This is a genomic window from Rhizorhapis sp., from assembly GCF_035276005.1.
Taxonomy (GTDB): domain Bacteria; phylum Pseudomonadota; class Alphaproteobacteria; order Sphingomonadales; family Sphingomonadaceae; genus Rhizorhapis.
On record NZ_DATEMB010000011.1, the window covers coordinates 140,128 to 152,707 of the forward strand.

Genomic DNA, 12,580 nt, shown 5'->3' on the forward strand with positions numbered 1-12,580 from the left:
AACTGGCAATGAGATTTTCCGGAAAAACAATCGCGGTAACCGGCGGCGGCTCGGGCATCGGCGAAGCGATCGTTCGACGCCTAGCCGGCGAGGGCGCGCGCGTGGCGGTCCTCGACATCGATGAAGCAAACGCTACCCGTGTCGCAGGCGAAGCCGATCGCGCGCGCGCATTTCGAGTGGATGTTACCGATGCGGCGGCGTTGGCCGAAGCGTTCACTCAGGTAGTCAGCGAATTCGGAGGATTGCATGGCGCCGTCAATAACGCCGGTGTTGGCGGGCCATTTGTGGCGTCTGCCAATTATCCACTGGAATGGTGGGACCGGATCGTCGCGATCAATCTGTCAGGGGTGTTCTATTCGCTTCGCGCGCAGTTGCCGCACCTGGTGGCCCAGGGCGGGGGAGCCATCGTCAATATGGCATCGATCTGCGGCTTCATAGGTCAGGCGGGAACGGCGGGTTACGTCGCGACGAAACATGCGATCATCGGGCTAACGAAGACGATCGCCCTTGAGTATGGCGCCCAAGGAATAAGGTGCAATGCAGTTTGTCCCACCTACGTGCGCACACCACTCACGCTCGCAGAGCTGAATGATCCCGAGGTTTGGCAGCAACTCGATGCGCGGCATGCGACGGGACGTTGTGCGACGCCCGAAGACGTCGCTGCAATGACGGTCTTCCTACTGAGTGAAGAAGCGCGCTCGGTAACCGGTTCGGCCCATTTGGTCGATGGCGGCATAACGGCGTGCTGACCGCCCAGCCATCTTTCGCGGCCATCGAACTGACCGTTAGTGACGGAATAGCCACCGTTGTTTTCAATCATCCACCGCTAAATCTGCTCGACATCGTGATGATGAATGACCTTGCGGAGCTTGGACTTTGGCTGGAGCAACAAGGATCTATCAGCGTAGTGGTTTTCGAAAGCGCCGATGAGGCGTTCTTCATAGCACACGCTGATCTCACAATGCTCGAAGGGATGAAGCTGCCTGACGCAAAAGATGTGTGTGAACCATCCTTGCATCAAATGGTCGTCGACCGGTTCGCGAATTTGCCGCAACTGACGATCGGGAAAATTCGGGGAGTGGCGCGTGGCGGCGGCAGCGAGTTCCTTTTAGCGCTTGATTTGAGATATGGCGCGCTTGAACGAACAGTTTTAGGTCAGCCTGAAGTAGCTTTGGGCTTTCCTCCAGGATGTGGGGCTACCCAGCGCTTACCTCGGCTTGTCGGGCGAACTCACGCGCTTGAAGCGATATTGGGCGGAATGGATTTTTCGGCAGTGGAGGCCGAACGGATCGGGTGGTTAACCCGGGCTCTTCCAGACCACTTGTTGGACGACTTCGTCTTGCGCTTTTCAAAGCAGGTCGCGTCCTATCCACGTCATGCCATCGTTGAAGCGAAAGCGGCTATCAACCAGGCGCACGCCCCAATGCAAGACGGGCTGAGCTTCGAATTTGCAGCGTTCCTGCGAGCATTTGCCCAGAATGAAGCACGGTCGCGGGTTCGAACGGCACTGAGCAACGGCTTCCAGACAAGAGAGATCGAAGCCCAGGCACTGGATCACTGGTTACTGGACCTGAACAACAAAGATCGAACCGAGCGGGAGATATTATGATCACAATCCATTATTGCCTGCATCGCAAGGTCGGCATGTCCATAGAAGATTTTACGGACTACTGGCGAGGGCATCATGCTGACCTTGTCAATTCTTTGGCCGATCGATTGGGTATCGTCCGCTATGTGCAGAACCATGCCGTTCTGCCGGAAGTGGCCGCTGCTATGCAGGCCATGCGCGGGACCAGCGCACCCTTTGACGGTGTCGCCGCGATCAGTTTCGAAAGCCCAGAAGCACTAGCCCGGGGGAACACAGATCCGGCGGCGGCTGATGCTCAGAAGCTTTTGGCGGAGGATGAAGGGAAGTTCATCGACTTAGCCCGCTCCGTCATTCTTTTCACGACCGCGCATGAGGTGGTGGCATGACTGATTTGACCCGGTTTTCCGGCAAGGTTGCCCTGATCACTGGCGGTGGCACCGGGATCGGGGCGGCATCGGCTCGGCGGATTTCTGCAGAAGGCGGGCGCGTGGTCGTGATGGGCAGGCGTGAGTCGCCTTTGCGGCGCGTAGCCGAGGAATGCGGGGGACACTTTGTCGTAGGTGACACTGCCTCCTTGGTCGATCTCGATCGCGCCGTGAGCGAGGCCGTCGCTCTGTACGGTGGCCTCGACGTCTTGGTAGCGAACGCAGGTATAGAGCTGTTCGGATCGGTAGAGACAGTTTCGATCGAAGATTGGCGGCGCGTATTCGAGGTGAATCTCGAGGGAGCGATGCTAGCTTGTCGCGCGGCCGTGCCCGCGATGCGCAAACGAGGCGGCGGGGCCATAGTGCTCGTGGCCTCGGTAGCGAGCCTTTTCGGCGCACCTTCTTATGTGCCCTATTTGACAACCAAAGCTGGTTTGCTGGGGCTGAACCGCTCGATTGCCTATGATTATGGTCCTGAAGGCATTCGGTGCAACGCCTTGTGTCCGGGCTGGGTGAAAACCGAGATGGCCGAACGCGCCCTTGCGGGGATTGCCGCCCAAAAGGGGTTGGAAGAGTCGGCATTTAGCGAAGCAATTGTCAAAGTCTATCCACTCAAGCGGATGGCAATGCCCGACGAGATAGCCGCGATCGTCGCATTTCTCTGCTCCGCTGATTCGTCCTTCATGACTGGCTCCGTTGTGACGGCGGACGGCGGCGGCAGTGTCGTCGACGTCGGCACCTTGCAGTTCGCAAGCAACGAGTAGCCGGCATCGGGGACGCTTCACGCAAATTCCAACGGTCAGAACATGTCAGAACCAAACCAATCCCTTGCAAAGGCATCGCTTGCAGCCCAGCTCGTCGCATTCCCCGAATTTGCGCGATTGGCGCACCTTGCTCCCGAAAGCGGCCTTGATGAAGCTTTCCTGACGCAAATCCTCGATGCTGCCGGAAGCCTCGCGGAGGGAGTCCTGTTCCCCTTCAATCGCGCTGCCGATGCCGAAGGTTGTGCCCTGATCGATGGTCGCGTGCAGTTAGCGAAAAGCCATGACGATGCTTGGGAGGCGTTTGTCTCCGGGGGGTGGACAACAATCGACGCGCCTTCTGAATACGGCGGCGCAGGTTTGCCCACTGTGATCCATTGCGCCTGCGAAGAACTGTTCAATGGTGCCTCGGCTGCGTTCGGCATGCTCCCCACGCCGATGCGTTGTGCAGTCAAGGTTATCGATCAGTATGCTTCTAAGAGCATCAAAGATGAATGGATTCCGCACCTTGTCGCAGGAAATTGGGGCGCAACGATCTGCATCTCTGAGGCAGATGCAGGGTCCGACGTTCCAAGGTTGAAGACTCGCGCTGAAGAATGCCCGGATGGTGAGTACTCCATCACCGGCGAGAAGATGTGGATCAGCTTTGGCGACCACTGCTTGACGGAGCGTATTGGTCACATGGTCTTGGCGAAGACCGTCGACCCTGGCACCAACACATCCGGCATAAGCCTGTTCCTTGTCCCATCCGCAATCGAAGGCGTTGCCAATTGCATCCATGTCCGCCGGATCGAAGAAAAACTCGGACTGCACGGATCGCCGACATGCGCACTGGGGTTCGACGGAGCCAAAGGCTATCTGATCGGCACGCTGAATCGGGGCCTGTCACAGCTCTTTGCGATGATCGTGGGAATGCGGCTGTCGGTCGGGAGTCAGGGCGCGGGAATCGCTAACGCCTGTGCCGACCTGGCCTGGCGCTACGCGGCAGAACGTAAGCAGGGCGGTCGCTTGGACGCGCCTGCTGTACCGATCAACCGTCATGGCGATGTCCGGCGACTCCTGCTTGGCGTGGCGTCGCGAGCCGAGATGGCAAGAGGCCTGGTCCTGACCGCTGCACTGATGTCCGACCTTGCGGAGAGAGAAGAAGACGAACGGCAGCGAGGCGAGGCCGCAAGCCTACTTGAATGGCTGCTGCCGATCACAAAGAATTTTTGCGCGGAGGCGGCGTTTTCGTGCGCCAGCGACGCAATTCAAGTCCTAGGGGGAGCCGGTTACACGACAGAATGGCCGGCTGAACAATATCTTCGCGATGCGCGCGTACTGTCCATCTATGAGGGTACCAGCGGCATGCAGGCCCTGGATTTAGTGATGCGGCGCGTGCTCGGTAAGGATTCGCGCCCCTTCGATGTCTTCGTCACAAAAGCTAAAGACGAAATCGGGCTTTCTCGTGACCGGGTAGCGTCGTCGCAAATGGCGGAGTTGCTGTCTTTGCTCGAAGCGGCACGCTCAAAGCTGGTCAAACAGTCTGCTGCGCAAGTCTGTTATCCGTTCCTGCGGTTGGCGTCGCTGTCGACGACCGGCTGGATTGCGCTGAGGTTGGCCGGACTGCAGGGAAATCCATTGCACGAGCGGCTCGCGGCCCTGGGACGGCACTGGCTTAATATCGCACTTCCCGAAGCTCAGACCGCGGCTGGATTGGTCGCGCTCGGCGAACAGCTGACATCTGAATTCGACGCGGTGCACGCCTCGAATGATTATCGAAATGAGGTCAATTGATGAAGACCCTGGTCTGTGTGAAGCGGGTTATCGACTATAACGTCAAGCCGCGGGTGAAGTCCGACGGCAGCGGTGTCGATCTGGCGAATGTGAAGATGAGCATGAACCCGTTCGACGAGATCGCGGTCGAGGAAGCGATCCGGCTGAAGGAAAAGGGGGTGGCGACCGAGATCGTCGCGGTGTCGGTGGGTCCGCAGAAGGCCCAGGAAACGCTGCGCACCGCGCTTGCGATGGGTGCCGACCGGGCGATCCTGGTGCTGACCCCAGAAGGCGCTGGCTCCGAGGTCGAGCCGCTGGCGGTGGCCAAGATCCTCAAGGCCATCGCCGATGAGGAAGGCCCGGGCCTCGTCATCCTCGGCAAGCAGGCAATCGACGACGATTGCAACCAGACCGGGCAGATGCTCGCCGCGCTGATGGGCCGCCCGCAGGGGACCTTCGCCTCGAAGGTCGAGGTCTCGGGCGACAGCGTCGCGGTGACCCGCGAGGTCGATGGCGGGCTCGAGACGGTGAGCCTCAAGCTGCCGGCGGTGGTCACCACCGACCTGCGCCTCAACGAGCCGCGCTATGCTTCGTTGCCCAATATCATGAAGGCCAAGTCGAAGCCGCTCGCCGTCAAGGCACCGGCCGACTACGGGGTCGATACCGCGCCGCGGCTCAAGACCTTGAAGGTCAGCGAACCGCCGGTGCGCAGCGCGGGCATCAAGGTGGCCGACGTCGATGGCCTCGTTGCCAAGCTCAAGGAAATGGGAGTCGCCTGATGGCCAAGGTCCTCGTCTGGGTCGAACATGACAACGCGTCCTTGAAGGACGCCACCCTCGCTGCGGTCACCGCTGCCTCGCAGCTCGGTGAAGTCCACCTGCTGGTCGCGGGTTCGGGCTGCGCCGCGGTCGCCGATCAGGCGGCGAAGATCGCCGGCGTGGTCAAGGTCCATCTCGCCGACAATCCCGCGCTCAAGGACGCGCTCGCCGAGAATGTCGCGCCGCTGATCGTCGAGCTGATGGCCGGTCACGACGCCTTCGTCGCGCCCGCCACCTCGCACGGCAAGAATGTCGCGCCGCGCGTCGCCGCGCTGCTCGACGTGATGCAGGTGAGCGACATCCTCTCGGTCGAAGGCCCCAGGACCTTCACCCGCCCGACCTATGCCGGCAACGCCATCGCCACGGTCGAGAGCGCGGATGCCAAGCTCGTGATCACCGTTCGCGGCACCGCCTTTGCCAAGGCGGATCCGACAAGCGGCTCGGGCACGGTCGAGGCCGTTTCGGGCAGCGGTGACGCGGGCCTGTCGAGCTTCGTCGGCGCCGAGATCGCCAAGAGCGAACGCCCCGAGCTGACCAGCGCCAAGATCATCGTCTCGGGCGGCCGTGCCCTCAAGGACGGGCCGACCTTCGAGGCCACGATCTTCCCGCTCGCCGACAAGCTCGGCGCCGCGGTCGGCGCGAGCCGCGCCGCGGTCGATGCGGGCTACGTTCCCAACGATTACCAGGTCGGCCAGACCGGCAAGATCGTCGCCCCCGAAGTCTACATCGCGATCGGCATCTCCGGCGCGATCCAGCACCTCGCCGGCATGAAGGATAGCAAGACCATCATCGCGATCAACAAGGACGAGGACGCCCCGATCTTCCAGGTCGCCGACGTCGGCCTCGTCGCGGATCTGTTCAACGCGGTGCCGGCCGTCATTTCCAAGCTCTGAGATCTGTCAGTGACCCATCTCTGTCGTTGTCAGTCGGCATTCACAACTCGTTTTAATCTGAAGGAACTTTGAAAATGACTGAGCGCCCTGAAGGGGACACCGTCTCGTATACGGTTGAAAACCGCATTGCCTGGGTGAAGTACAACCGTCCCGAAAAGCGGAACTGCATGAGCCCCAAGCTCAATCGGCAGATGATGCGCGTTCTCGACGAACTCGAGTTCCGCGACGATGTAGGCGTGCTCGTCCTGACCGGTGAAGGCGATGCCTTCTCGGCAGGCATGGATCTCCAGGAATATTTTCGCGAGAATGAAGCCCAGGGTATTCACGCGATCCGCAAGGCGCAGCGCGAAGCCTATGGCTGGTGGGACCGCCTGCGCTGGTACGAGAAGCCCACGATCGGCATGGTCAACGGGTGGGCTTTCGGTGGTGCCTACGGCCCACTCCATGCGCTCGACATAGTGGTCGCAGCGGATGACGCGACCTTCGGCCTGTCCGAAATCAACTGGGGAATTCTGCCCGGCGGTGGTGCCAGCAAGGTGGCGCAGGAACTGATGCCATTCCGCAAGGCGATTTACCACGCAATGATGGGTGAGAACCTGACGGGCAAGCAGGCTGCCGAGCAGGGCCTCGTCACTGAGAGCGTCCCGGCAGACCACCTGAGCGCCAGGGTGCTGGAAATCGCCCAAGTGCTACTGAAGAAAGACCAGAATGCACTGCGCTCCACCAAGTGGGCAATGAAGCGAATGAGCGAAATGACTTTCGATAATGCTATGGACTATCTGATTCGCGCTCAAGAAGCTCTGAACAGCATGGGCGGTCTTGCGGCGCGCAAGGAAGCGACCAGGCAGTTCCTTGATGAAAAGACATTCAAACCAGGTCTAGGCGCATTTGATACTGCGAAGATCGCGAAATAGAGCATTTGGACATTGGGAGGCGTCGATGGAATTCACGCGCATCAATCCGATTACCGGCGAAATTGCCTCGTCCGCCAGGGCGATGAAGGCAGGCGACATTCCCGCTATTGCCGCTAGGGCCGCCGCGGCATTCCTGGCATGGGCCGCACAAGGTCCTAATGCGCGCCGCGCGGTGCTGATGAAAGCGGCCGACGCGCTCGAGGCGAAGAAGGAGCAGTTCGTTGCGGCGATGATGGCAGAAACTGGCTCGACCGCAGGTTGGGCGATGTTCAACCTCGGACTCGCCGCGGGCATGGTCCGCGAGGCCGCGGCGCTGACCACCCAGATCGCCGGCGAAGTCATCCCCTCGGACAAGCCGGGCTGCCTTGCCATGGCGCTCAAGGAACCGGTCGGCGTCATCCTCGGCATCGCCCCGTGGAACGCGCCGATCATTCTTGGCGTGCGCGCCATCGCCGTGCCGCTCGCCTGCGGCAATGCGGTGATCCTGAAAGCCAGCGAGACCTGCCCGCGCACCCATGCCCTGATCATCGAGGCGTTTGCCGAAGCGGGCTTCCCCGAAGGCGTGGTCAATGTCGTCACCAACGCGCCCGAGGATGCCGCCGAAGTGGTCGGCGCGCTGATCGATGCGCCCGAGGTCAAGCGGGTCAACTTCACCGGCTCCACCAATGTCGGCCGGATCATCGCCAAGCGCGCCGCCGAACACCTCAAGCCGTGCCTGCTCGAGCTGGGCGGCAAGGCCCCGCTGGTGGTGCTTGAGGACGCCGACCTTGACGAGGCGGTCAAGGCCGCCGCCTTCGGCGCCTTCATGAACCAGGGCCAGATCTGCATGTCGACCGAGCGAATCATCGTGGTCGATGCCGTCGCCGATTCCTTCGCCGCCAAGTTCGCCGCCAAGGCGGGCAGCCTGGCTGCGGGCGACCCTCGCGAGGGTAATACCCCATTGGGCGCGGTAGTCGATCAGAAGACGGTCAACCACGTAAACAGCCTGATCGAAGACGCAACAGCCAAGGGCGCCTCGGTAATCGCCGGCGGCAAGGGCGAGAGCGTGGTGATGCCGGCGACCGTCGTTGACAGCGTGACCTCGGCGATGAACCTCTACCGCGACGAGAGCTTTGGTCCAGTGGTGGCGATCATTCGCGCGCGCGACACCGAGCACGCGATCGAACTGGCAAATGACACTCAGTACGGGCTCTCCGCCGCCGTGTTCACGCGCGACGTGGCAAAGGGGCTGACCGTGGCCCGGTGCATCCGGTCCGGCATTTGTCACGTCAACGGGCCGACCGTGCATGATGAGGCGCAGATGCCTTTCGGCGGGGTCGGGGCATCGGGATATGGCCGGTTCGGAGGCAAACAGGGCATCGACAGCTTTACCGAGACGCGCTGGATCACGGTCGAAACGCTTCCCGGTCATTTCCCCATCTGAGCGGCTGGAACGGTGCCTTGGATTCTTCGAACCAATGATCGCCGCCCACGAGCCAACGCAAATTAACTGAGAGTTTTATGAAGACGAGAGTTGCAATCATTGGCGCAGGCCCGGCAGGTCTGTTGCTTGGACACCTGCTGAAAGCCGAAGGTATCGACTGCATCGTCCTCGAACGCCAGACGGGGGACTATGTGCTCGGGCGGATCCGTGCAGGTGTGCTGGAGCAGATCACCGTTTCGCTGATGCGGCGCCTTGGTCTCGATGGCCGAATGAACGCCGAAGGCCTCCCGCATGACGGTTTCAACCTGGCTGATGGCGAGCGGCTCATCCGCATCGATATTGCCGAACTCACCGGCAAGCAGGTGATGGTCTATGGTCAGACCGAGATCACGCGCGACCTGATGCAAGCCGCTGGTTCGCGCGGTCTTGCGGTGATCTATGGGGCCGAAGACGTTGCGTTGCATGACATTGAAAGCGATGCGCCGAGTGTAACCTATACTAAGGATGGAACTCAGCGCCGCATTGAAGCGAGGTTCATTGCGGGTTGCGACGGTTTCCATGGCCCCAGCCGTAAAGCCATTCCAGCAAGCGCCGCGCGCGAATTCGAACGTGTCTACCCCTTCGGCTGGCTCGGTATCCTGGCCGATGTGCCGCCGTGCAATCATGAACTGATCTACGCCAACCACGAACGCGGTTTTGCCCTTGCCTCGATGCGCAGCGACACCCGCAGTCGATACTATGTCGATGTGCCGCTCACCGAGCATATCGAAGACTGGTCGGACGATCGGATTTGGGATGAACTGGCCGCCCGGCTCGGTCTCGAAGCTGCGAGCAACATCGTCCGCGGCCCGGCGCTTGAGAAGTCGATCGCCCCGCTGCGATCCTATGTGTTCGAACCAATGCGCCACGGAAGCCTGCTGCTCTGCGGCGATGCGGCACATATTGTTCCGCCAACGGGTGCCAAGGGCCTGAACCTTGCTGCAAGTGACGTGCATTATGCTTGTGACGCGCTGATTGGCTATTTCCACCGCAACGACAACGATGCGGTCGCCGGCTACTCCGCAAAGGCACTGGCACGGGTATGGAAGAGCGAACGCTTTAGCTGGTCGCTCACCAAGCTGATGCACCGCTTCCCTGACGACGGCCCGTTTGAGCGCGCGATGCAGGTGGCAGAGCTAGACTACATCGCCAATTCGGTCGCGGCTCAGACCTCAATCGCAGAGAACTATGTGGGATTGCCGGTATGATCGACCTCTCCAGCATCAAGGCTATCGACGTTCACGTCCATGCCGAGGTCTCCTGTCATGATCCGGAGGATCCGGTCATGGGTCGGTTCTTTGATGCGGCGAGCGCCTATTTCAAGGCACCGCGCGAGCGGCCGAAGATGCCCGAAATCGCAGAAATCTACCGAGAACAGCAAATCGCCTTTTGCCTGTTCACCGTCGACTGCGAGAGCGGCCTCGGTGCAAAGCGGGTTTCAAACTATGAGATCGCCGAATTTGCTGCTCGCAATACGGATATCTGCATCCCATTCGCTTCAATTGATCCGCGCAAGGGCAAGCTAGGCGCGCGCGAAGCTCGTGACCTGATCGAAAATTTCGGAGTCCGTGGTTTCAAATTCCATCACATCATGCAAGATTGCGATCCAGGCGATCGCGTCGGCTATCCGATCTACGAAGTGATTGCCGAGCACAAACTCCCGGCAATCTTCCACACGGGACATTCTGGTATGGGTACCGGTATGCGCGGTGGCGGCAGCGTCCGGCTGAAATGGGGTCAGCCGATGCTGGTCGACGATGTGGCTGTCGATTTCCCCGACATGAAGATCATCTTGGCGCATCCCAGCTGGCCCTGGGTAGACGAGAGCCTGTCGATGGCGCTCCACAAGGAGAACGTCTTCATCGACCTTTCGGGATGGAGCCCGAAATTCTTCCAGCCGCAAATCATCCAGTATGCCAACGGTCAACTGCGCAAGAAGATGCTTTTCGGCAGCGATTTTCCGCTGATCCATCCGACCAAATGGATCGAGGCGGCGAAAGCCGTGGGCTTCCGCGATGAGGTGCTGCCAGGCATAATGAAAGACAATGCAGTCAGCCTTCTGGGTTTGGCTTGAATGACCATTGAGATCCATCAGCTACGTTACGCCGTCGCGACAGCTGATGCGAAGAGCTTTTCGCGCGCGGCGGGAGCGCTGAACGTGAAGCAGATCACGCTGAGCCGACGAGTCCAGCAACTCGAGAATCGTCTGGGTGTGAAGTTGTTCGAGCGCTCAACCCGCGGTGCCGAGATCACCGAGAACGGTCGCCCTTTCATCGAGCAGGCTCGCCGTATCATCACCGATGTCGATAATCTGCGGACCACCGCCAGCAACGTCAGCTGCGGCCTGCAAGGGCGGATTGCCGTTGGCTATTGCTCGCCGCTCATGGCGGGAAACCTGAGGCTGGCGATTTCCGACTACCTCACAAAGTTCGAGGACGTGCAATTCGATGGGGTCGAGGCAGGCCTGGAAAGACTGTTCCACGGACTCCATTCCCATACCCTCGACGTTGCCGTCGCGCCGATTGGACATCGCGAGGATGGCATTTCCTCTCGCCGCATCTGGTCCGAACGCCTCTTTGCTGTTTTGCCGAATGATCATGCACTGGCTGAGCGCGAGCAAATCTATTGGCAAGATCTGCGTCGCGAAGTCTTTGTCGTACCAGCGAGCGGTCTGGGGCCTATCTTTGGCAACCTGATTGCTGCGCGATTGACCGAGCAGGGCAAGCGGCCAAACATCATTCTGCAGGACACCAGCCTTGAAAGTGTCCTCAGCATGGTCGCGGCGAAGCGACACATTTCGATCGCAACCGAAGCTTCACAGGGCATTGCCTGGACCGATCTCCGCTTTGTGGAAATCCACGACCTCACCGGCCCGGCGCGGCTCGAGTATTCCCTCTACTGGCGCGCCGATAACGATAACCCTGCGCTCCAGCGCTTCTTCAACCTCATCGAGGAGCGCTACCCGGGCTGAGCCGCGCGGCGCGTCTTCGCGTAGCTCCGGTCGGTCGCAATAAACCGCTCGATCATCGGCGGAATTAGCCGTTCGGGCGTCGGGGCGCCCTTGGCCTCGCCGCCGTTGAGGACGGCAGCATATGCCAGCAGTTCGCGGTGCAACCGCGCCGACACCTCGACCGTCAGCCGCACCGGCTTCTCGTCCGCGAGATCGGCCAGCTTCAGCCGTGTCATTGTCCGCCTCCCAGCACCAGGTCGCGAGTCACCAGCACGCGCACGGGAAAACCAGGCCGGATGGTCAGCGTCGGGCGGACGTTCAGTTCGCGCGAAACAATCTGCTCGCCGGCGCGATTGATGCTGTCCTGCGTGCCGCGGCGGAACGCGCGGGCGAGATTGCCGTCGTCGCCCGAACCGAACTCCGAACCAGCACCCAGGAGCGTCGAGACCAGCGCAGCCTTGAGTACACCGCCCCAATGGTAATCGGTGCCGTCTTGCAGCCCGGCAAAGCCGCGCGGGTCGGACGCGGGCTGGCGTTCGAGTACGATCGAGCGGCCATCGGGGAGGATCAGCCGGTTCCAGGCAAGCAGGATCCGGCTCTGCCCGAACGCAACATCGGCATCATAATCACCGATCAGCCGCGAACCTTGGGGGATGAGCAGGATGCGCCCGGTCGGACTGTCATAGACATTCTGGGTGACCTGCGCAGTCACCAGGCCCGGCAGGTCAGAGCGGATGCCGGTGATCAGCGCGGCGGGAATGACCGATCCCGCTTGCAGGATCGAAGGTGAGGCCAGTCCGGTCAGCCGTTCGGTCGACACGGTGCGACGGTCGCTAGCCCGTTCCAGAAACGCCTGATTGCGGCCAGCATCGGACTGTGGCGCAGCCGCAGGTGTTGCAGCCGGAGTGTCGGCGGGCGGCGGCAGTCCAGCAAAGCCCGCACTCCCACTTGCCTGCGATCCACCACCGAAGAACAGGCGGCTGCCGCGCGCGGCTTCGCGTTCCTGTTCGCCGC

14 protein-coding genes are annotated in these 12,580 nt (G+C 61.0%); 12 read left to right on the forward strand and 2 right to left on the reverse strand.

All coding sequences use genetic code 11. The annotated features are described in order from the left end of the window. The first annotated feature begins 8 nt into the window (after positions 1-8). The 12 genes from VJS46_RS04065 to VJS46_RS04120 all read left to right on the forward strand — a co-directional run bounded on the left by VJS46_RS04065 (position 9) and on the right by VJS46_RS04120 (position 11,587). Complete coding sequence (locus tag VJS46_RS04065; protein WP_324058060.1) at positions 9-749, forward strand: SDR family oxidoreductase; 741 nt, start codon at positions 9-11, stop codon at positions 747-749. Continuing rightward, the gene (locus VJS46_RS04070) at positions 743-1,609 is read left to right on the forward strand and encodes an enoyl-CoA hydratase/isomerase family protein (RefSeq protein ID WP_324058061.1); all 867 of its coding nucleotides are present in this window, start codon (positions 743-745) and stop codon (positions 1,607-1,609) included. The genes VJS46_RS04065 and VJS46_RS04070 overlap by 7 nt, the downstream gene beginning before the upstream one ends. Continuing rightward, a complete protein-coding gene (locus tag VJS46_RS04075) occupies positions 1,606-1,974 on the forward strand; it encodes an EthD domain-containing protein (RefSeq protein WP_324058062.1) in 369 nt (122 codons plus the stop codon). Before VJS46_RS04070 ends, VJS46_RS04075 begins: the two co-directional genes overlap by 4 nt. Further along, complete coding sequence (locus VJS46_RS04080; protein WP_324058063.1) at positions 1,971-2,777, forward strand: SDR family oxidoreductase; 807 nt, start codon at positions 1,971-1,973, stop codon at positions 2,775-2,777. Before VJS46_RS04075 ends, VJS46_RS04080 begins: the two co-directional genes overlap by 4 nt. Positions 2,778-2,819: 42 nt before the next feature. Further along, positions 2,820-4,550, forward strand: a complete 1,731-nt coding sequence (locus VJS46_RS04085; protein ID WP_324058064.1) for an acyl-CoA dehydrogenase family protein — start codon at positions 2,820-2,822, stop codon at positions 4,548-4,550. Further along, entirely contained in the window at positions 4,550-5,308 is a 759-nt protein-coding gene (locus VJS46_RS04090) for an electron transfer flavoprotein subunit beta/FixA family protein (protein ID WP_324058065.1), read from the forward strand. Before VJS46_RS04085 ends, VJS46_RS04090 begins: the two co-directional genes overlap by 1 nt. Further along, a complete protein-coding gene (locus tag VJS46_RS04095) occupies positions 5,308-6,240 on the forward strand; it encodes an electron transfer flavoprotein subunit alpha/FixB family protein (RefSeq protein WP_324058066.1) in 933 nt (310 codons plus the stop codon). The genes VJS46_RS04090 and VJS46_RS04095 overlap by 1 nt, the downstream gene beginning before the upstream one ends. Positions 6,241-6,314: 74 nt before the next feature. Beyond that, a complete protein-coding gene (locus VJS46_RS04100; protein ID WP_324058067.1) occupies positions 6,315-7,154 on the forward strand; it encodes a p-hydroxycinnamoyl CoA hydratase/lyase in 840 nt (279 codons plus the stop codon). Positions 7,155-7,179: 25 nt separating this feature from the next. Next, on the forward strand, positions 7,180-8,577 hold the full coding sequence (locus VJS46_RS04105; protein WP_324058068.1) for an aldehyde dehydrogenase: 1,398 nt from the start codon (positions 7,180-7,182) through the stop codon (positions 8,575-8,577). Positions 8,578-8,654: 77 nt separating this feature from the next. Beyond that, positions 8,655-9,824 carry a 4-hydroxybenzoate 3-monooxygenase gene (pobA, locus tag VJS46_RS04110; protein ID WP_324058069.1) on the forward strand — a complete coding sequence of 390 codons (1,170 nt, stop codon included), beginning with the start codon at positions 8,655-8,657 and terminating at the stop codon, positions 9,822-9,824. Continuing rightward, positions 9,821-10,690, forward strand: coding sequence for an amidohydrolase family protein (locus VJS46_RS04115; RefSeq protein ID WP_324058070.1), 870 nt, complete (start codon positions 9,821-9,823; stop codon positions 10,688-10,690). The genes pobA and VJS46_RS04115 overlap by 4 nt, the downstream gene beginning before the upstream one ends. Further along, positions 10,691-11,587, forward strand: a complete 897-nt coding sequence (locus tag VJS46_RS04120; RefSeq protein ID WP_324058071.1) for a LysR family transcriptional regulator — start codon at positions 10,691-10,693, stop codon at positions 11,585-11,587. Here VJS46_RS04120 and VJS46_RS04125 read toward each other — a convergent pair. After that, positions 11,575-11,802 carry a DUF2274 domain-containing protein gene (locus VJS46_RS04125; protein WP_324058072.1) on the reverse strand — a complete coding sequence of 76 codons (228 nt, stop codon included), beginning with the start codon at positions 11,800-11,802 and terminating at the stop codon, positions 11,575-11,577. The genes VJS46_RS04120 and VJS46_RS04125 overlap by 13 nt on opposite strands. Next, a partial coding sequence (locus VJS46_RS04130; RefSeq protein ID WP_324058073.1) for a TrbI/VirB10 family protein occupies positions 11,799-12,580 on the reverse strand: 782 nt, incomplete at its 5' end. The genes VJS46_RS04130 and VJS46_RS04125, both read right to left, overlap by 4 nt.